The 20,281-nt window shown below is 65.5% G+C and carries 17 protein-coding genes; 2 read left to right on the top strand and 15 right to left on the bottom strand.

What is annotated here, in order from left to right; all coding sequences use genetic code 11:
• Positions 1 to 158 precede the first annotated feature (158 nt).
• Positions 159 to 1,043, top strand: coding sequence for an acyl-CoA thioesterase II (locus tag KYX69_RS17050; RefSeq protein ID WP_300499307.1), 885 nt, complete (start codon positions 159 to 161; stop codon positions 1,041 to 1,043).
• Between the two features lie 122 nt (positions 1,044 to 1,165).
• Here KYX69_RS17050 and KYX69_RS17055 read toward each other — a convergent pair whose 3' ends face one another.
• The 8 genes from KYX69_RS17055 to KYX69_RS17090 all read right to left on the bottom strand — a co-directional run bounded on the left by KYX69_RS17055 (position 1,166) and on the right by KYX69_RS17090 (position 8,882).
• Complete coding sequence (locus tag KYX69_RS17055) at positions 1,166 to 1,873, bottom strand: TonB-dependent receptor (protein WP_300499310.1); 708 nt, start codon at positions 1,871 to 1,873, stop codon at positions 1,166 to 1,168.
• 73 nt (positions 1,874 to 1,946) lie between these two features.
• The gene (locus tag KYX69_RS17060) at positions 1,947 to 3,083 is read right to left on the bottom strand and encodes an energy transducer TonB (RefSeq protein WP_300499312.1); all 1,137 of its coding nucleotides are present in this window, start codon (positions 3,081 to 3,083) and stop codon (positions 1,947 to 1,949) included.
• 155 nt (positions 3,084 to 3,238) lie between these two features.
• A complete protein-coding gene (locus tag KYX69_RS17065; RefSeq protein WP_300499314.1) occupies positions 3,239 to 3,457 on the bottom strand; it encodes a hypothetical protein in 219 nt (72 codons plus the stop codon).
• Positions 3,458 to 3,638: 181 nt separating this feature from the next.
• Positions 3,639 to 4,439, bottom strand: a complete 801-nt coding sequence (locus KYX69_RS17070; RefSeq protein WP_300499317.1) for an SDR family NAD(P)-dependent oxidoreductase — start codon at positions 4,437 to 4,439, stop codon at positions 3,639 to 3,641.
• Positions 4,439 to 5,203, bottom strand: coding sequence for an SDR family NAD(P)-dependent oxidoreductase (locus tag KYX69_RS17075; RefSeq protein ID WP_300499320.1), 765 nt, complete (start codon positions 5,201 to 5,203; stop codon positions 4,439 to 4,441). Before KYX69_RS17075 ends, KYX69_RS17070 begins: the two co-directional genes overlap by 1 nt.
• A 114-nt stretch (positions 5,204 to 5,317) precedes the next feature.
• A complete protein-coding gene (locus KYX69_RS17080; RefSeq protein WP_300499322.1) occupies positions 5,318 to 6,379 on the bottom strand; it encodes a phosphotransferase family protein in 1,062 nt (353 codons plus the stop codon).
• Positions 6,376 to 7,461, bottom strand: a complete 1,086-nt coding sequence (locus KYX69_RS17085) for a Zn-dependent alcohol dehydrogenase (RefSeq protein ID WP_300499325.1) — start codon at positions 7,459 to 7,461, stop codon at positions 6,376 to 6,378. Before KYX69_RS17085 ends, KYX69_RS17080 begins: the two co-directional genes overlap by 4 nt.
• A gap of 137 nt (positions 7,462 to 7,598) precedes the next feature.
• Positions 7,599 to 8,882 (bottom strand): acyl-CoA dehydrogenase family protein, encoded by a 1,284-nt coding sequence (locus KYX69_RS17090; RefSeq protein WP_300499327.1) that lies wholly within the window; start codon positions 8,880 to 8,882, stop codon positions 7,599 to 7,601.
• Positions 8,883 to 9,038: 156 nt separating this feature from the next.
• Here KYX69_RS17090 and KYX69_RS17095 point away from each other — a divergent pair, with 156 nt between their 5' ends.
• Positions 9,039 to 10,283, top strand: a complete 1,245-nt coding sequence (locus KYX69_RS17095) for a TetR/AcrR family transcriptional regulator (protein ID WP_300499328.1) — start codon at positions 9,039 to 9,041, stop codon at positions 10,281 to 10,283.
• A gap of 7 nt (positions 10,284 to 10,290) precedes the next feature.
• On the opposite strand, the gene KYX69_RS17100 is transcribed toward KYX69_RS17095, so the two are convergent.
• From KYX69_RS17100 to KYX69_RS17130, 7 genes are all read right to left on the bottom strand, one after another.
• Positions 10,291 to 11,169, bottom strand: a complete 879-nt coding sequence (locus KYX69_RS17100) for a DUF4350 domain-containing protein (RefSeq protein ID WP_300499331.1) — start codon at positions 11,167 to 11,169, stop codon at positions 10,291 to 10,293.
• Between the two features lie 75 nt (positions 11,170 to 11,244).
• Positions 11,245 to 12,543 (bottom strand): MFS transporter, encoded by a 1,299-nt coding sequence (locus KYX69_RS17105; RefSeq protein ID WP_300499333.1) that lies wholly within the window; start codon positions 12,541 to 12,543, stop codon positions 11,245 to 11,247.
• A gap of 93 nt (positions 12,544 to 12,636) precedes the next feature.
• A complete protein-coding gene (locus tag KYX69_RS17110) occupies positions 12,637 to 14,769 on the bottom strand; it encodes a TonB-dependent receptor (protein WP_300499335.1) in 2,133 nt (710 codons plus the stop codon).
• Positions 14,741 to 15,589 (bottom strand): TonB-dependent siderophore receptor, encoded by an 849-nt coding sequence (locus tag KYX69_RS17115; RefSeq protein WP_300499337.1) that lies wholly within the window; start codon positions 15,587 to 15,589, stop codon positions 14,741 to 14,743. The genes KYX69_RS17110 and KYX69_RS17115 overlap by 29 nt, the downstream gene beginning before the upstream one ends.
• Before the next feature lie 478 nt (positions 15,590 to 16,067).
• Positions 16,068 to 17,138 carry an acyl-CoA dehydrogenase family protein gene (locus tag KYX69_RS17120; protein WP_300499339.1) on the bottom strand — a complete coding sequence of 357 codons (1,071 nt, stop codon included), beginning with the start codon at positions 17,136 to 17,138 and terminating at the stop codon, positions 16,068 to 16,070.
• A gap of 99 nt (positions 17,139 to 17,237) precedes the next feature.
• A complete protein-coding gene (locus KYX69_RS17125; RefSeq protein ID WP_300499340.1) occupies positions 17,238 to 18,440 on the bottom strand; it encodes an acyl-CoA dehydrogenase family protein in 1,203 nt (400 codons plus the stop codon).
• 216 nt (positions 18,441 to 18,656) lie between these two features.
• On the bottom strand, positions 18,657 to 20,168 hold the full coding sequence (locus KYX69_RS17130; RefSeq protein ID WP_300499343.1) for an MFS transporter: 1,512 nt from the start codon (positions 20,166 to 20,168) through the stop codon (positions 18,657 to 18,659).
• Between the last annotated feature and the right edge of the window lie 113 nt (positions 20,169 to 20,281).

The raw sequence follows: 20,281 nt of genomic DNA on the forward strand, positions 1-20,281 counted from the left end.
AGTTGTGTTTCAGCGACCGGGGTATTGACGATCCACCGCCCCTCCCCTTCTGGGGTGGGGTGGGGGGTGGGGCAGCGAAATCTCACCGAGACCGCTCGCCCAGTGTATAGGCCCCACCCCACCCCCTCCCCTAAAGGGGAGGGGCTTAAGGAGGAATAATGACCGAAAAACGCGCGGAAACCGCTGCCGAGCAAGTGACCCAGCTGATCGACCTGCTCGACGTCGAAACGATCGACGTCGACCTGTATCGCGGTGCACGCCAGCCCGGCGGGGTCGGGCGCGTGTTCGGCGGGCAGGTGATCGCGCAGGCGCTGCAGGCGGCACAGCGCTCGGTCGAGGGCAAGGACGCGCACTCGCTCCACGCCTATTTCATGCGGCCGGGCAATGAGGATTTCCCGATCATCTATCGCGTGGTGCGCGATTATGACGGGGGCAGCTTCGCCAACCGCCGCGTCATCGCGCTGCAACAGGGCGTGCCGATTCTCAACATGATCGCATCGTTCCAGCGGCCCGAGGACGGCCTGTCGCATCAGGCCGACATGCCCGACGTGCCGGGGCCGGACGATTTGCGCTCCGAATTCGACCTGCGCGAAGAAATCCGCGACCATGTGCCGGAGCGGTTCCGCCCGTTCTTCCTGCGCCCGCGGCCGATCGAAATCCGCCCCTGCAATCCGCGCAACTGGTTCAAGCCGGAAAAGCGCGAACCTGTCCAGCATAGCTGGTTCCGCACCGCCGCCGCCCTGCCCGACGATCCCGCGCTGCACCGCGCAGTGCTGTCCTATGCCAGCGACATGATGCTGCTCGGCACCGCGACCATGCCGCACGGCGTCAACTGGATGACGCGCTGGCTGCAGAGCGCGAGCCTGGACCACGCCGTGTGGCTGCACGAACCGCTGCGCGCCGACGACTGGCTGCTCTACACCACCGACAGCCCCTGGGCCGGCCATGCGCGCGGGTTCAACCGTGGGCGGATCTACAGCCGCGACGGGCGACTGGTGGCGAGCGTAGCGCAGGAAGGGCTGATGCGGATGCGCGAGGGGTAAGGGCTGCAAGTCCCCCTCCCGTTTGCGGGAGGGGTTAGGGGAGGGCCTGTCCAAACAGGCCTTCCGATGCTGTGACAGGCCCTCCCCCGGCCCCTCCCGCGAGCGGGAGGGGAGACGTGGCCTCACTGTTTCGGCCGGATCACATAGGCCGCCGGCAGATACAGGAATACCTCAGTCAAACTCGCGCGCGACCATTCCACAGGGCGATCCAGCCCACGAACCTCGACGCCATAGTCCGAACCGAACCGTGCGCTCGTCGCAGCAGCATCGGCTGCGATCATCTCGATGATCTTGTTGCGATACTGATCGGGGTTGAGCACCGACAATGTCATGTCGCCGCTCTTCTCGATCTGCGCGCGCCCGGTCGGCGGCACCGCCTTGATGAACTTCGCGATCCGGTCGAGCGCCGCGCGCGCGTCCATGCCGGGCTCCAGCTTCACCTTGATGATGAAGCTGGTCCGCTCCGAATCCGGGCGGCCATCGCGGCTGAGCAACAGATCGCCATAATTGGCGAGCGTCAGCGCCTCGACGACATAGTCGCCGGTCGCCAGCTCGACGCCATGCTTCCCCGCCTGCTCGATCGCGCTGCGCACCATTGCGTAGATTTCCTTGCGGCGCAGCGCCTCATCGCGCGTATCGCCGGTGATCGATACGCGCTGAACCGCGAAATCCGCCGTGCGGCGCAACGTGATAATCGGGATCGATGTGCCCTGAAACCCGTCGCGATTGCTCGACGATCGCGTGGCAGTCACCACCACCTCCTGCGCTGGCGCCGGCAGGATGCTCGCCACCATCAATGAAGCCGCCGTCAGTGCCCGAATGATCCGCATCGCCCTGCTCCCTTTTGTTTCGGATGCAGGGTCGGACTTTGCTCCGGCCGGGTCAATCGCATGTCAGGAGCCGTCAGAAACCCGGCGCATCGTCGTCGGGATCGTCGACCGCGGCCATGCGATACTGCACGCGGGCAATGCACCCCTGCGCGCCGCTGGGTGAGGCCTCAGCGCGCGCCGCGATGATCATGCGCCGCGCCTGTTCGCCAAAGTCCGCCGCCGGCTCGCTGGCCAGCACGGTGACCGCCCCGGTCGCCCCCCAGGGGGCAAGGTCGTAGCGGACGATCGCCCAACCCTCGATTCCCCGGCGGCGGAACGCGTCGGGGAATTCCTGTCTGAGCGGGCGTGCCCAGCGAACCGGCTCAGGGCAGTTGCCAGCCGGATACTCCGCCTTGGGCGGCATCGCGGGGGCGGGAACCGGCGCGGTCGCGGCGCGGCGAAACGGGATGGTACAGCGCGTGCGCGGCGCGTTGCCGACATAGCGCCCGCGGCTCGCCGCATCGCTCGCCGCCGCCTCCAGCACGCGGTTGCCATCGCTCGCGACGATGCCCAGATTATGCGGCACGCCATCGGCATCGACATCGAAACTGGCGACGGCATAGGACGGCACGCCCGGCGTCTGGGGGATGCGGCGATCGTCGATGTACGCGCGCAGCAAGATGCGCGGACGCCCCGGCCCAGCGCAATCGCCCGACTTGCGGATTTGCTGCATCACCGTCGTGAACTCCGACGGGTTAGCCATGCGCAGCGCCGCCACCCGGTAAAGATCGGCCGGTGCCGCGCGGTCCAGCGGAATGCTGCGCGGGGTGAAGGTCATGGTGCAGGCGGCCCCGGCAGCGCTCGCCGGGAAGCGCCACAGGCTGAGCGCCGGGGCAAGGTCGGTGGCTTGAACATAGCCCTTGCCCCCGGATACCGCGACCCGCTGCGTAATCCCGAGCGGACGGCCATCGTCGCCGATGGTGAACCCCATCTCATAGGAACGCGGTGCATCGACCCCCAGCCGGGCGACCTGAGTGAAGGGGGCGACGGCCGCAAGCGGAGTCACGATCTGCCCGCCGCATTGCGCGGTGGCGCCCTCATAATCGACCAGATGCGGGCGATAAGGCGGCGTCTGAATGGCCGGCGGGGCCAGATGGGTGGGAGACCGCGGCGGGGGCGGCGGCACGAGGATGGTGGCGGACTGGGCGGCGGCGGCGAGGAGCGTCAGCATAGCCGCAGCGTCCGCCTTTTTTGTTACCGGATCAAGGCATTAGGCGGTCGATACCGAGAGGCGGCGATCAGCGGAGCGTCCAAACGATAGAAATTGGGTGGGATTCGGACGCTCGAGCTCAGCGGCCCCGCCGAGTTCAATGTTAAATCACATCGCTATCGGTGCGGCGAGTTGAGATGCTTAAACCCCATGCCCATGCAAACAATGACGGCTGGAAAATAGGATGCCGCCAAAGTGACCCCAAAAAACGGTCCAAGTTCGATGCTTGTGAAGGCAATATTGTAGATCAACCATGTAAGCCCGATCGATACAAGCGGGATAATGGCCAGAAAATAAGGTCGAATCCGCAGCCGGAATACCAGCAGCGTCGCCATCAACACTATCGATAAACCCGATGGGAGGATTAGCGCGATTTCTGCCACATGATCTCGCAGGGTGTCGGTCGGAGTTCATGATGGACGTAGCTCACGCCGGAAGCAAGTTCAGGGCGAGGAAATTGGAGGGGCAGGAACGACCACGATGGGGTCGCGAGCCGACAGGCAGCTTCCCCGACGCCTAAACCGCCGTCTTCCCAAACTCCTGCCGCGTCACGGGATGGCTCGACGACAGCCCGCCATCGACCGCCAGCGCCTGTCCATTGACGTAGCTCGCGTCATCCGACGCAAGGAACAGCGCCGCCCGCGCCAGTTCCTCCGGCTGAGCACCCCGGCGCAGCGGGTTCAACCGGCCGACGCGATCCATCTTCCCGGCTTCGCGCGCATAGTCGAAGGTCGGCTTCGTCATCCCGGTCTCGGTCAGCCCTGGGCAGAGCGCGTTGACGCGGACATTCGATCCCGACAGCTGCTGCGCGGCGACGGCGGCGAGGTTGATGACCCCGGCCTTCGACGCCGAATAGGCTGGACTGCCCGCGCCGGACCGGATGCCGGCGACGCTGGCGGTCAGAACAATGGCGCCCTTCCCGCGTTCGGCAATCTTCGGCGCGCCATGCTTGATCGCGAGCAGCGGCCCGATCAGGTTCACCCGCAACACTTCGGCCATCAGCTCCGGCGTGGTGTCGAATAGATTGGCCATGCCGCCCGAAATCCCGGCATTTGCGAACAGGATATCCAGCCCGCCAAATTCGGCGACGGCAAGATCGACCGTGGCGATCACGTCGGGCTCGCTCCCCGCATCCATCCGGATCGCCTTGGCGGTGCCCCCGGCGGCGGCGATCAGCGCGACCGTCTCGTTCGCGCCTTCGGTCTTGTCGGCAACGATCACCCGCCCCCCTTCGGCGGCGAACAGGATCGCAGCGGCGCGGCCGATGCCGCTGCCCGCGCCGGTGACGATGATCGATTTGTCGGTGAAGCGCGCCATCAGATCGTCACCCCGCCATCGATCACCAGTGCCTGCCCGGTGGTGTAGCGCCCCGCTGCCGAAGCCAGGAACACGACGCCGCCGGCAATATCCTCCGGCTCGCCGAGGCGGCGCAGCGGCGTCTGCTTGTTCACCCGTGCCTCGGCTGCGGGGTCTTCCCACAGCGCACGGGCGAAGTCGGTCTTGATCAGGCCCGGCGCGATGCAGTTCACGCGGACATTGTCGGGGCCATATTCCACCGCATAGTTGCGCGCGAGCTGGAAGTCCGCGGCCTTGGACACGTTGTAGGCGCCGATCACCGGCGACCCGCGCAGGCCCCCGATCGAGGAGATGATGACGATCGCCCCGTCCTTGCGCTCGCGCATTTCGGGGGCGACCATCTGGATCAGCCAGTGGTTGGACAGGACGTTGTTGTCGAGGATCTTGCGGAACTGCTCGTCCGCGATCCCCGCCAGCGGCCCGTAATAGGGGTTGGACGCGGCGTTGCAGACGAGGATGTCAATCCGCCCGAACACGCGGCGGGTTTCGTCGACCAGATGCTGGAGCGCGTCCTTGTGCGAAATGCTCGCCGCGACCGCGATCGCCGTCCCCTCACCATGCTTGGCGTTGATTGCGGCCGCAACCTCGTCGCACGCATCCTGATTGCGGCTGGAAATCACCACCCGCGCGCCCTGATCGGCGAGCGCCTCGGCGCTGGCCTTGCCGATCCCGCGCGAGGATCCGGTGACGATGGCGACCTTACCGGCCAAATCGAACAGGCTCATCTAAACTCCCTCTCCCCTTCAGGGGAGAGGGTTGGGGAGAGGGGCAGTGCAATGCCCTCTCCACTCCTGCCCCTCTCCCAACCCTCTCCCCTAGAGGGGAGAGGGCTATTACTTCTACGCACCCGCCTTGCGGGCAAATTCCCACGCACTCGCCGCCAGCCCCGGCACGCGCGCCGCGGTCTCCTCGGCATGGGCATTGCTGGCATTGCCGTCGAGCAGGCGGCGCTTGATCCCCTGCACGATGCTCATCAGCCGGAACTGGCCGAATGCGAAATACCAGTTGAGATCGGGAATCCCGTCGCGCCCGGTCGCGGCGCAGTAGCGTTCGACCATCTGCTCCACGGTCGGAATACCCGTCTCCGCCCCGGTAATGCCGCCGATGCCCGATGCGCCATTGGCGGGGATCATCCAGTTCATCAGCAGGTAGCTGAAATCCGCCATCGGATCGCCCAGCGTGGACAGCTCCCAGTCGAGCACCGCCTTAACCCGCGGCTGTTCCGCGTCGAAGATCATGTTGTCGATGCGATAGTCGCCATGGACGATACTGGTGCGCGTCTGCGGCGGGAGGGTGCGCGGCAGCCACTCGATCAGCTTTTCGACATCCTCCAGATCATCGGTCTGGGCGAGCCGATATTGCTTGGTCCAGCGCCCCACCTGCCGCTCAAAATAGCTGCCCGGCTTGCCGTAATCGCTGAGGCCCGCCGCGACGTAATCGGTCTCGTGCAGCTGCGCCAACCGGTCGCAAATCTCGTAATAGATCGCGGTACGTTGCGCTGGAGTCTTGTCCGGCAGCGCCCCGTCCCAATAGGTCGCGCCCTCGACCAGCTCCATGATGTAGAAAGCCGACCCGACAACCCCGTCGTCCTCGCACAGCCCATAGGGCCGCGCGACCGGGAAGCCGGTGGGATGCAGCCCCGCAATCAGCCGATATTCGCGATCCACCGCGTGCGCCGATGGCAGCAGCGGCCCGAACGGCTTGCGCCGCAGGACATAGGCACCGCTCGCCGCATCGATGCGATAGGTGGGATTACTCTGCCCGCCGGGAAATTTGGCGTAGGTCAACGGGCCGGCGAACCCGGCGACATTGGCCGCCATCCATGCGGTGAGCTTCGCCACGTCGAGGTCGTCAACCTGCTCCATCGGCTGTCCGCCGCGATGCCCCGCCGGCGGCGTCATGCGAACTCGATCACGGAGCGCACCGCGTCCCCCTGGCGCAGATTGTCGAAGGCATGGTTGATGTCCTCCAGCCTAATCCGCTCGGCTACCATCGTGTCGAGGTCGAGCACGCCGTCGAGATACATCTGGACGAGCCGCGGCAGGTCGATCGGGAATTGCATCGACCCGGCGAGCGACCCTTGCAGCTTCTTGCCCGACAGGAAGGTCGGACCCGGGATGCTGACCGACTCACCCGGCTTGATCATGCCCAGGATCGTCGCGGTCCCGCCCCGGCGCAGCACGTGCCATGCGGTCTCCGCGGTCTGCGGCCGTCCGACCGCCTCGATCGCGTAATCCACACCGCCATCGGTGAGTTTCAGCACCTGCTTGACCAGATCGGGCGCCATCGCGTCGAGATCGTGCGTCGCGCCCATTTTCCGCGCCAGCGCGCGCTTTTCCGCCACCGGATCGATCGCGATGATCTTGCCCGCACCCGCAATCTTCGCGGCGTTGATCGCCGACAGGCCGATCCCGCCGCACCCGATCACCGCCACCGTCTCGCCGGGCGTCACCTTGCTGTCGCGAAAGATCGCCCCTGCCCCGGTCAGCACGGCACAGCCGAGCAACGCGGCGCGGTCGAGCGGCATATCCTTGCTGATCGCGACGCAGGCATTTTCGTGGATCAGCATCTGTTCGGCGAAGGCCGAGAGGTTGAGGAAGTGGTTGACCGGCGTGCCATCGGCCAGCGTCAGCTTGGGCGCGGCATCGGCCGGACGACGGGTCGAATTGTCCAGACACAGCGACGGGCGGCCCGAAACGCAAAACTCGCACGACCCGCAGAACACGGTGAAGAAGGTGATGACATGATCGCCGGGCTTGAGCCGTGTGACCTCGCTCCCCACCGCCTCGACCACGCCCGCCGCCTCATGCCCCGGCACGGTCGGCATCGCGTGCGGATAGGCCCCATCGACGAAGTGCAGGTCCGACCGGCACACGCCGCACGCGGCGGTGCGCACCAGCACCTCGCGCGGGCCAGGCTTGTCGATGCGGATGTCGTGGATTTCGAGGGGTTTCCCGGCCTCGAACAACACTGCTGCTTTCACTTGAGCTCCCCAAACCTCAATCGTCACCCCCGCGAAAGCGGGGGCCCATCTCCTGCGCTATCCAAACACCTCGCCGGGCGCAGTTGCCGCACGTCCGGGAGATGGGCCCCCGCTTTCGCGGGGGTGACGGCGGAGGATTACCGCGTCACCGCCATGTCGCCGCTGCTCGGGCGATCGGCCTTGAACTCACCGTATTTCCCGAACTCGCTGCGCGCGATCGCACGGTTGTGCACCTCATCCGGGCCATCGGCAAAGCGCAGCGTGCGCATGCTCGCCCAGGCACTCGCCAGCGGGGTGTCGCCCGACACGCCCGCGCCACCAAATGCCTGGATCGCGTCATCGAGGATCTGCAGCGTCATGCGCGGCCCCATCGCCTTGATCATCGCGATCTCGCCCTGCGCTGACTTGTTGCCCGCCTTGTCCATCATGTCGGCGGCCTTGAGGCACAGCAGGCGCATCATCTCGAGGTTCGAGCGTGCCTCCGCGACGCGCTGTTCCCAGATCGAATGGTCGGCGATGCGCTTGCCAAACGCCACGCGGCTCAGCAGCCGCTTGCACATCAGCTCCAGCGCCATTTCGGCGACACCGATCGATCGCATGCAATGATGGATGCGCCCCGGCCCGAGGCGGCCCTGCGCGATCTCGAACCCGCGCCCTTCGCCGAGCAGGATATTCTCGACCGGCACGCGGACATTCTCCAGCATCACCTCGCCATGGCCGTGCGGCGCGTGATCATACCCGAACACCGAAAGCATGCGCTCGACCCTGACACCGGGCGTGTCCATCGGCACCAAAATCTGGCTCTGCTGCGCGTGACGCGAGGCATCGGGGTTGGTCTTGCCCATTACGATCGCGACAGCGCAGCGCGGATCGCCCACGCCCGACGACCACCATTTGCGGCCGTTGATCACATAATGATCGCCGTCGCGAACCATCGACGTCTGGATATTGGTCGCGTCGGACGAAGCCACGTCCGGCTCGGTCATCAGGAAGGCCGAACGGATCTGGCCATTCATCAGCGGCTTGAGCCAGCGTTCCTTGTGTTCCCGCGTGCCGTAACGGTGCAGCACCTCCATATTGCCGGTGTCGGGCGCGGAGCAGTTGAACACCTCACTCGCCCAGCCGGCGCGGCCCATCTCCTCGGCGCACAGCGCATATTCGAGGTTAGTGAGCTGCGTCCCCTCGAACTCGAAACTGTCATCGACGTGGGTCTGGCCCGAATGCGGCGGCATGAAGAAGTTCCACAGCCCCTGCGCACGTGCGACCGGCTTCAGTTCCTCGATCACCGGCAGCACCTTCCAGCGCTCGCCCTCATAGGCCTGGCGGCGATACTCGTCGTTGCGCGGGGTGATATGCTGGTCGATAAACGTGCGCACGCGGTCGCGGAAATAGGTCTCGCGCTCGGTCAGCGTGAAATCCATGCGCCCTCTCCTTCTCAAATCCGTTTCGAGTCGATTAGGCCATACCCGATATTCGGTAAAGTGGGGCTGACCGCATTTTTCGGCTACGGTTTGCTGTGCATGGCCGAATGCGCGTTTAGGACTGTTCGTTCGAATCAAATTTGCTAATCTGGCGCGATGAACGCCGAAGACGCAGCGCCCGAAGAGGCGCGGGGGGAAACGAAACGGTTCCGCGCCAAGCGCGACGCGATCCTCGCGGCGGCAGCGGACGTGATCAACGATCAGAGCGCGAAGGGCATGACCTTCGCCGATGTCGCGCAGCGCGTGGGCCTCAACACCACCAGCGTTACCTATTATTTCAAGCGCAAGGAAGACCTGGCGGCCGCCGCGTTCGACGTGACGCTGGACCGGCTCGACGCGATGCTGGACGAGGCGCATCGCGAAGCGACGCCCGAAGCACGCGTTGCGCGCTATCTGTCGATCAACATGGCGCGTCTCGCCAGCATCCATCGCGGCGAGGAAAAGGCATTCGCGATCCTGTCAGACCTGCGCGCGATGGAGGGCGATCTGCGCACCCGCCTGATGCAGCGCTGGCAGCAGATTTTCCGCAAGACCCGCGCCCTGTGGGGCGAAGGCGGCACCCGCGCCGAAACCGATTTGCGGGGCGGGCGCGCGCATGTCCTGCTGGAAAACACCTTCTGGTTGCCCGCCTGGATCACGCGCTACGAGGTGGACGAATATCCCCGCGTGGAAAGCCGGCTGATGGACGTGTTCCGCCACGGCATCGCCACGCCGGGCGATGTGTGGAAACCGGCAATGCTCGACCTGACGCATGACGAGGCCGAGCCGGGGCGTGAGGCGTTCCTGCTCGCGGCGACGCGGCTGATCAACGAACTGGGTTATCGCGGCGCGTCAGTGCAGAAGATCGCGAGCGAGCTCAACGTGACCAAGGGCAGCTTCTACCACCATCTCGACGCGAAGGACGAGCTGGTGATCGAATGCTACAAGCGCAGCTTCGACCTGATCGCCGACGCGCAGCGGTTGGCTGAGGAAGGGCCGGGCGACCATTGGCGCAAGCTGACCAGCATCATCGCGACCCTGCTCGACGTGCAATTCTCCGAACGCGGGCCGCTGCTGCGCACCACCGCCCTGTCGGGCCTGCCCGCGCGCGTGCGCACCGCGCTCATCGACCGATCGAACCGCATCGCGCGGCGCTATGCCGGCATGCTGTCCGACGGCATCGCGGAGGGATCGATCCGCGCGATCGACCCGTTGGTCGCCAGCCAGACGATGATGGCGCTGCAGAACGCAGCGTTCGACATGCGCAAATGGGCCAGCACCATGCCCCGCGACCGCGCGGTGGCGTTCTATGCTTCGACCATCGTGTTCGGGTTGTTCGACGACCGGGTGCTGGAGTTCTGAGCCGGGGCTAGGGCATCGCCCGCGCCAGCCAGGCCATCACGTTACGCACGAAACGCTGGTCGTCGGCGACGTCGAGTCCGACCTCCGCGCCCGACTTCATCTGTTGCGCGGTGAACATCGCGGCCTCGCCCGCAATCACGACCCGCCCCTTGCCGAGTTCCAGCGCTACGGCCTGGGCACGACCGCCGACGCGCTGCCCCGGAGCGCTTTCCCCGCGCCGCAGGGCATCGACTTGGGGCGGGCCCGCAACCTCAAGCGCATCTTCCGGCAAGGTCAGCAGCGCTGTCGCCCCTGCGGGCACCGAAAGCGACTGGCCGGTAAAGGTTTCGACCCGCCGGACGCGCCCGCCCGGCCCGGGTCCGGTGACGATCGGGTGCGTGCCAAGCAGCCGACCGGAAAAGGCGATCCGCGACGTTACCTTGCCGTCCTGACGCACCGCTACATAGCCATTTCCCATTTCGACCCCGAACGCCGCAGCGAGCGGCGTCGTGGCGGTGCCGAAGGGCGTGTGATCGGCGATCAGCAGCAGCGACCCGCCCTGCTCCACCCAGCCCCGGATTACGGCGATTTCAGGGGCTGCATAACACTGGCGGGCGTTGGCAATGACAAGGACCGCCGTGCCTGCAAGCGATGACGCCGTAACAGCCTCGGTCAGCGCGCGGGGACGATAGCCATCGGCGCGCACCAGCGTCGCGAACGGCGCATAACGCCCCTCGATCGTGTGGAAATTCTGATGCGCGCCGTCGATCGCGACGACCGGCCCCGGTCCCGCAAAGGCCGGCGCAGTGATCTTGGGATCGTAGTCCGAAAGCGCCACCTGCTGCGCGGCGGCCATGGGCGACAGCAAGAACAGCGTCGAAACGAGGACGCGTGAAATCGAACGCATGGGGATCACTCGAACGGTTGCTGTTGGCACATTCCTAGCGCGCGCAATCCGGTGCGCCAAGCGCGCCGGGCGGACCTAAGCCGCCGCCCCCCGCTTCAACCACACCCCCGCGCGCCAGTAATGGAACAGCGCCCATGGCGTGGCTGCGGCAAAGGTGAGCATCGCCAGCCGCAGTGCCTCCGCCTCGCCATAGCTGGGCTTGAGCGCGTCGGAAATGACCCCGATCATCGTCGGACCAAGGCCAAGCCCGATCAGGTTGATGACCAGCAACGTCACCGCCGCCCATAAGGCCCGCATGCGCAGCGGCGCGAGCCCCTGGATCAGCGCGAAGCTTGGACCGAGATAGGAGTTCACCAGCAGCAACGACACCCAGTAGATCGGGATCGCGATCCACGGATCGGACGAGGCGAAGAACAGGAAGGACAAGGGCAGCCCCACCCCCTTCATCACCAGCACCAGCCACGCCTGGCTGTGCAGACCCCAGCGTACCGCCGCCTTGTTCGCGAGCCACCCGCCGAGCACCGCCGACAACGTGCCGCACACCGCGCCCACCGGCGCGACGATCGACGCGATCTCGATCTTGGAGAGCCCGATCGTGCGGATCAGGAAGCTGGAGCCGAACGCGGTATGGCCATAGCCGATCAGCGAGGTGATGGTGACGCCCAGCACCAGATGCACCGCGGCGCGATTGGCGAACAGCGAGCGGAATCCGTCGCCAAGGCTCGGCATCGCGCCCTGCGCGGCGGGAACATGGCTGGGGTCGGACAGGCCGCGGCGCGGCTCGACTACGAACAGCTTGATGATGATCGCCAGCAATATGCCGGGAATGCCGACCGCGAACATGGCGACGCGCCATCCGAAATAATGCGCCAGCGTCCCCCCGATGATCGTGCCGCCCGCGGCGCCCAGCACGACGCCGAGTGAGTAGATGCCCATGGCCCCAGCGCGCTTTTCGGGCGGGTAGAGGTCGGCGATGATCGAATGGCTCGGCGGACTGGATCCCGCCTCGCCAATGCCGACGCCGATCCGGGCAAGCAGCAATTGCACGAAATTCTGCGCCAGCCCGCACACCGCAGTCATCGCGCTCCACAGCGACAGCGCGATCGCGATGATGTTGACGCGGTTGCTCCGGTCGGCCCAGCGCGCGACCGGCAGGCCCAACGTCGCGTAGAAGAGGGCAAAGGCAAAGCCCGCAAGCAGTCCGAGCTGCGTGTCGGACAGCAGCAGCTCTTTCTTGATGTCCTCCTGCAGGATCGCGAGGATCTGCCGGTCCATGTAGCTGAAGAAATAGGCGGCGGTGAGCAGGATCAGCGTGGCGGTGCGCCGCCGGATCGCGAGCGCGTCTTCGGGGGACGTCGCGGGGATGGTCGCCATCGATACGCTACTCCTTCAAGCGGCCAGTGTGGCCCGATAAAATCGAGGCCCCGCCGCGTTCCCCGCGCGACGGAGCCTCGTAAAGTGCCGGCTTCAGAACTTGGCGGACACGCCAATCTTGAAGTTGCGGCCCAGAGGATTCCCGACGAACGGCTCGTAGTTATAGTCTTCGCGCGCGAAGGGCGGATCCTGGTCGAAGATGTTGTAGATGCTGCCCGACAGCGTCACGTTCTGGGTGATCTCGAACTGGATCGTGAAGTCCGCAGTGGTGAAGCTGTTGATGTTCGCACCCTCGGTCACGCGTGCCCCGCCGAGTGCGGGATTGGGACCATAGACGCCCGCCGCCGTGATGTCGGCGCGCTGGTCGTACAGCCCGTCGATATAGGTCACGGTCAGCCGCGCATCGACCGGCCCGGCACCAAGCTCCAGGAACGCCTGCCCCTTCCACTCCGGCACCGGATACAGCGTCGTCTGGTAATTGAGCAGCCCGACCCCGTCATAACCCGCCTGCACCAGCGTACCTTCGACGAAGATGTCGCTGATCCGGTTCTGCAGCGTGTAGGTGACGTTGCCGCCGATGCCGAAGCGCGAGCCACTGCCGAACATGTCGGTTCCGCGATAGCTGGCGGTGACGTCGATGCCTTCATTGGTGATCGACGCGCCATTCTGGTTCTGGGTGCGGACGCGCGAGATCGCGGTGCGCGCCGTCGTCGCGGTGCACGGTCCGGTCGAGAAGGTGAAGCGCGCCGCCAGCCCGGCATTGGTCGCACAGGTATTGCCGCCCGTGCTGGGGAACAGCGTATTGACCATCGAGATCAGCGGATCGGACACGATCACATCCGCGATATCATAGCGGTAATAATCGATGCTGGCGCTGAACCCGCCCGCATTGAACAACACGCCCGCGCCGTAATTCTTCGAGCTTTCCGGCACCAGGTTCGGGTTGCCGAACACGTCGATCGGGCGGAAGGTCGTGTCGATGATCTGCAGCGCGGTGATCGATCCGGGCGCCAGCTGGTTGAGCGTCGGCGCGCGGAAGGTGGTGCCGAACCCGCCGCGCAGCGCGAGCCAGTCGGTCACCTGCCAGCGTGCACGGATCTGGGGATCGAAGGTCGATCCGGTCGCCCCGCCATAATCCTCGAACCGCGCCGCGAGCTGCAGGTTCAGCGTGTCGAGCACCGGCAGCTGCGCTTCGGCATAGACCGCCCAGACATCGCCCGACAGGTCATAGTCGAGATTGGTGCCGAGGAAGCCATAGGCACCCGCCGCCGCGCGCCCGCCCGAGCAGGCCGCCGGATTGGTGTTGCCATTGAGCGGGGTTTCGCGGCACGGATTGACCGCCAGGTTGCTGGCCGCGCCATAGCGCCCCTTGATCGACGTATCGCGATATTGCGCGCCGACGCCAAACTGCACTTCGCCGCCGGGCAGATTGAAGCCGGTGCCGCCGCTCAACGACCCTTCGAACACGAGCAGATCGGTCGTCACCCGCGTGTTCGAGCGGACGAAGAACCAATCGACCAGCTCCGCGCTGTTGCTCGGGCCATTGGCGACTGGGTTGGTCTGGCCGGTGGCCGGATTGACCGAGACGGCGTTGCCGAACGGGTTGAACCACTGACAGCCATTGGCGCCCGGCGTGCTGCCGGTGCAGTTGGGGCCGCCGAAGCCGAGCAGCGCGCGCTGCACCCGGTCACCGAACGAGTCGTACCCGTCGGTGTAGCGATAGTAATTATGGTAGGTGGCGTTGAGGTTGTAGTTGAGACCATCCGCCACTTCGCCGCGCAGTTCGGCGGTGAAACGCGACGATTCCCCCTTGCGCAGGCCCGTCGAGGAGCCAGGCGCAAATTCATTGTCCAGCGTCGAGGGATTGCCACCCAGCAAGAACGGCCGGAACAGCAGCGTCGGGAACAGCACGCCCGCGCCAGCCGGGGTCGTATTGATCGCACGATACGCGACCAGCCCGGGGTTGGCACTGGGCACGAAGTAACCACTGTTGAGCAGCGCCGCGAATGGCGCGAACGGCGTTCCCGCGATCGCCACAGCCGAAGGCGGCTGTGTCAGCAGATAGGAGGGCGAGGTCAGGTAATTGGGAACCGTGGTGCGGCCGTACAGCGCAGTCACCTGCAGCGTCGTTTTCTCACCCACGTCCCATTCGAAATCGATAAACGCCTGACCGCGCGACTCCTTTTCGACCAGATTGTCATAGATATTGGTTGTAGCAGCGCGCATCCGCGCCGACGAAGCCGCCCAGCGGGGCGCAGGCGGTGTCCGCCGCGATGCCGCTGACCGGCGATCCGGTGGCACCCAGGAACAGGAAGTTCGCCGGATTACCGCCGCCGGTCCAGCCGCCCTGCGGGTTTTCGGCATAGGGCCGGATCGCCCAGTCGCGCTCCTTCGCCATCAGCTGTCCGCGCTGCTGATATCCCGCGGCGATCAGCACGCGGAAATTCTCGCCGACATGGCCAAAGCTCAGCGACGCATCGATGTCGCCGTCCGACCCGTCGATGAACCGGTAGCTGCCCGATCCCTGGAACCCGCGCTGATTGGTGCGGGTGATGAAGTTGACCACGCCGGCAATCGCTTCGGAGCCATAAGTGGCGGCGGCGCCGTCCTTCAGCACTTCGACCCGACCGATCGCAGCCTGGGGCAGCAAGTTGATGTCGACCGCCGGCACGCCGTTGCCCGACGTGGCGAGGCGCTTTGAATTGAGCAGCACCAGCGTGCGCTGCGGGCTCAGGCCGCGCAGATTGACCGTCGCGATCCCCTCGGCCCCCTGCGACCGGCTGTCGAACTGGTTGGCGTCGCCCAGCGACGCGCTCGAGCTTGGCAATGCCTTGACCAGATCCAGCACGGTCGGATTGCCCTGCTTGGCCAGTTCCTCGGCGCCGATCACGTCGACCGGCAACGCCGCATCCTCGGGCGTACCGGCGATCAGCGATCCGGTAATGACGATTTCGGACTCTTCTCCGCTGTCCTGCGCAAAAGCAGGCGCCGCGCCCCCCAGGACGAGCGCCGACACACCGCACGCCGCCAAAAGCTGCTTCTTCATAGATCCACTCCCGTTCGGCCGGAACACTTTGCGGCTCCATACCGTAAACTCGAATAGAGCGAGTTCCGGGTTCGCGGTCAAGGCGAGAAAAGCGTTGCGAAACGCCACTTATCCGCAGCGTTAGGAGGGGTGCCGGCATCTTTGCGGTGAAGAGTAATAATACAGGGGTATGTTGAACCGATCTTCGAAGTCGGCTGCTTTATACCGCAGATGCGAAAAGGGGGCCCAGGAGTTGCGCCCGACCAATCCCCCTCCCGCTTGCGGGAGCGAGGCAAGAATGCCTGCGTCGAGCAATATAATTCCTCCCCTGCCCCGCAGGGGAGGTGGCAGCGCGAAGCGCTGACGGAGGGGCCGCCGTCGTCAGACGGCGGAATTTTGCCGAGCTGCGCACGACCGTCTGCGCGACCGCCCCTCCACCACCGCCTTCGGCGGCGGTCCCCCTCCCCTGAGACAGGCTCAGGGGAGGACTAGTATGCCTCTAAAACCCGCTCAACCGCGCGAACCGGTCGCGGTGGTAGGCCGCATTGCCCCACATCTGCTCGAGCACACGCATGCGCTTGAGGTAGAAGCCGGCATCATATTCGTCGGTCATACCGATACCGCCGTGCAGCTGGATCAGCTCGCGGCTCATCAGATGGCCGATTTCATTGGCCTTGCCCTTGGCCAGCGATGCCGCCTGACGCACATCGCCGCCCCGGTCGATCGCGGCGAGGCCAGCCTCGACCGCCGAGCGCATCTGCTCGATCTCGCTGAACAGGTTCGCCATGCGGTGCTGCAGCGCCTGAAAGGTCGCGAGGATCTGCCCGAACTGCACACGCTGCTTCAAATAGGCGAGCGTGGTGTCGAACGCCTGCCCCGCCATGCCGAGCATCTCGGCAGCCGTCAGCACGGCGGCGCGGTCGAGCACCGCGTCGAGCAGATCGGCGCCGCCCGACGCGAGCTTGTCCGCCGGCGCACCGTCGAACGTCACCTGCGCATGGCTGCGGAAATCGACCAGATGACGGCGCGAAACGCTCACGACCTCGCCCGCCTCGACCAGATACAGGCCATCGGTGGCCGCAACGACGAACAACCCGGCGCTGTCGCCCTCAGCCACGAACGCCTTGGTGCCGCTGAGCTTGCCGCCTTCGACCTTCGCGGCAATCGCCGCCGGATCATGGCGCGGCCCTTCATCGACCGCGAGCGTCGCGACCAGTTCGCCGCTGGCGATGCGCGACAGATATTTGTCCTTCTGCGCGTCGCTTCCGCCCAGCAGTATTGCCGATGCAGCCACCGCGGACGCCGCAATCGGGCTGGCGGCAAGCGTCTTGCCCAGTTCTTCGATCACCAGCCCCAGGCTCAGCCACCCGAAATCGCTGCCGCCATGCGCTTCGGGGATGATCACCCCGGTCCAGCCCATTTCGGCCATCGTCGCATAGGCAGCGGGGTCGTATCCCGTCGCGTCATTGGCATTGCGGATCTTGCGCCATGCGGTGACCGGGCTCTCGTTGCTCGCCCAATCGCGCGCCATGTCGCGCAGCATTGTCTGTTCTTCGGTCAGAACGGCCATTGTCTTCGTCCTCGTCGCCCCGGCGAAGGCCGGGGCCGCTAGAATGGTGCGCCACGCCCCGCCACGGGGCGGCCCCGGCGTGCGCCGGGGCGACGCGGCTTACTGATGATCCAGCATCCCCAGGATGCGCTTGGCGATCACATTGTTCTGGATTTCGGTCGAGCCGCCATAGATGGTCGTCGCCTTGCCGAAGAGCCACGCGCGCACGCCGTGGATCTGTGCTTCGGTAAAGCCCTCGCCTTCCCAGCCGAGCCCTTCCATCCCCTGAATCTCGATCATCAGCTCGGCGCGTTCCTGGCCGAGCTTGGTGCCGACGGTCTTGAGGATCGACGAGACTTCGGACACGCCGCCGCTCTTGCTTTCCGCCTGCACGCGCATCGCGGTGAGCAGGAAGGCGCGCCAGTCCATCTCGAACTTGGCGATCCGCGCGCGCAGATCGGGGTTGGCGATGCGCCCCTCGGCATCGACGCCGACATATTTCTTGGCGATGTCGGACAGCGACGGGCCGGACATGCGGAAGGCAGAGCCGCCGCCCGACAGGTTCGTGCGCTCATGCTGGAGCAGGCGCTTGCCGATGGTCCAGCCCTGCCCTTCCTCACCGACGCGGTTTTCCTTGGGCACCTTCACATTGGTGAAGAAGGTTTCGCAGAAGGGCGACATGCCGCTGATCATCTGGATCGGCTTCACTTCGACGCCGGGCGAATCCATGTCGATCAGCAGGAAGGTAATGCCGCCCTGTTTCTGGGTCTTGTCGGTGCGGACGAGGCAGAAGCATTTGTGCGCCCATTGCCCGCCGCTGGTCCAGGTCTTCTGCCCGTTGACGACATAATGGTCGCCCTTGTCCTCGGCAAAGGTCTGGAGGTTGGCGAGGTCGGAGCCAGCGTTGGGCTCGGAATAGCCCTGGCACCAGCGCACTTCGCCCTTCGCGATCGCCGGGATATGCTCGCGCTTCTGCGCCTCATTGCCATATTCCAGCAGCGTCGGGCCGAACATCATCACGCCCATGCCGCCGATCGGATTCCATGCGCCGACGCGCGCCATTTCCTCCTGCAGCACCTTGGCCTGCGCCCGGCTGAGGCCGCCACCGCCATATTCGGCGGGCCAGGTCGGCACGCCCCAGCCCTTCTCGCCCATCGCCTTGCGCCAGGCGGCCTGTTCGGGGGTCTCGTTGGTCGGCCCCTCGACCGCGGACATGCTGTTGTCCTTGCCCTTGAGCGAGGCGGGGAAGTTTTCCGCCAGCCAGTCGCGGACTTCGGTGCGGAAGGTGTCGAGATCGACCCTTACATCCTCCATTACAGACATCTTCTCTCCTCAAAATTCACAGCGGCCCGTGGCTCCACGGCGCATTCTTCAGCGACATGTTCACTTGTGTTCACGTTGCGCGAAATTCTTCGACATGTTCGCTTTCGACCATTTCCAACCTCTCGGCCTTGGGCCGTTTGCATGCACCGTCAAAGCGACTCCCACGACCATCAATTTGAATTTGCGGTATGGCTCGATGCCCGTCAATACCCCCGATCACCGCGCCGGGCCGAGCAATGCCGAATTGTCCATCTCCAACGCCCGCGCCTCGGCTTCGCGCGCCTTCAGCGCGGCTACATTGGCTTCATGTTTCGCCTTGGTGATCGGGTAGAAGAGCAGGATCAGCGCGCCGAGCGTCCACAGGCCGATCGAACAGGGGATGTAGTGGATGACGAGGCTGCGGATCGCCTCCTCGCTCACCGCCCCCGGCGCGGGCTTGGCGGGGAAATCGGACCAGACCAGCAACCGGCCGGCGAGGAAGATGCCGATCGCGGTCGAGCATTGCTGCATGAAGCTCGACGCGGCGAAGAACACCCCCGCCTCATGCCGCCCGGTCATCACCGCGCTGTCCTCGACCACGTCCGCCAGCATCGAGCTGGTGTTGATCAGCGAGATCGCCACCATCGCGCCGTAAATCGCGCCGATCGCGAACAGGGTCGGCACCAGCAGCGCATCGCCGGGCACGAAGAACCAGCCGAGATAGGACAGCAGCAGCGGCGACAGCCCGATCGCGACGCCGACGACGGCAAAGACCATCGAGCTCGCCCGCTTGCCGATCCATGCCGACATGATCGGCGCAAGCGGCGCGGCGATGGTCGCGGCGACGAGGCTGTCGATCGTCAGGATCGCGAGCTGGGTCGCGGTGAGTTCGAAGAGGTAGGTTCCGAAGAACAAATTGGTCGCGCTGTAGAGCCCGATCGCGGAAAATTTCAGCACACCGAAGCCGAAGATCGCGAGGAATGCGCGGTTCTTGAGCGCGGTCCCCATCTCGCGCAAATGGCCGAGCAGCGGCGTGCGCTCGGTCCGCACCTCGGCCTGGCGCAGATAGGGAATGCGGTTGTGCGTACCGATGCCGCAGATCAGGATCACCGCGAGGATGGTGAGCGCGCCCGCAATAGCAAAGCCGGGATAGCCATCGGGGTTGAGCTGGCCGCGTGGATATTCGGGCGTCGCGGCAAAGAAGGTCAGCAGGCAGAGCGTGGTAAAGCCATAGGTTCCGGCATAGCCGAACCACCAGCGCAGGCTGAATAGCTTGGTGCGCTCGCGATAATCGTCGGTCATCTCCGGCGTCATCGCCGAGGTCGCGATCTCGAACGCACTGATCGACATGCGGGTGAGCGAGGCAGTGGCGAAAATCCACACGCCCATCTGGAAATCGGTGAGGCCCGCGGGCGGAAACCAGGCGAGCAGGAAGAACAAAGCGGTCGGGAATGCCGCGCCATAGATGAACGGATGGCGACGGCCCCAGCGGCTGCGCGTCAGGTCCGACCAGCGCCCGATCAGCGGATCGGCAACCGCATCGACTAGCAGGGTCAGCGCGACTGCGGCCGAGACGATGCCTGCGGGAACGCCGATGATCTGGCTGTAGAAAAAGAGCAGATAGGTGGTGAAGGCGGCGTTCTTGATGCCATTGGCGATGGCCCCGGTGCCATAGCTGACCCGCGTGGCGAACGTGATCCGCGGTGTGCCGCGCTCCGCGCCCACGCCTCCATCCAGCATCGTCGCCATCTGCATCCCTCCAACCGCCGTCTGCTGCGGCTGTTTAGAAGGTGCGGTATGGGCGACGCTACGTCAAGCCGCGATCGCGAATCGAACATGTCGCGGGACTTCGCGCCATTTGT

It is taken from the genome of Sphingomonas sp., assembly GCF_030145815.1.
Lineage (GTDB): Bacteria > Pseudomonadota > Alphaproteobacteria > Sphingomonadales > Sphingomonadaceae > Sphingomonas.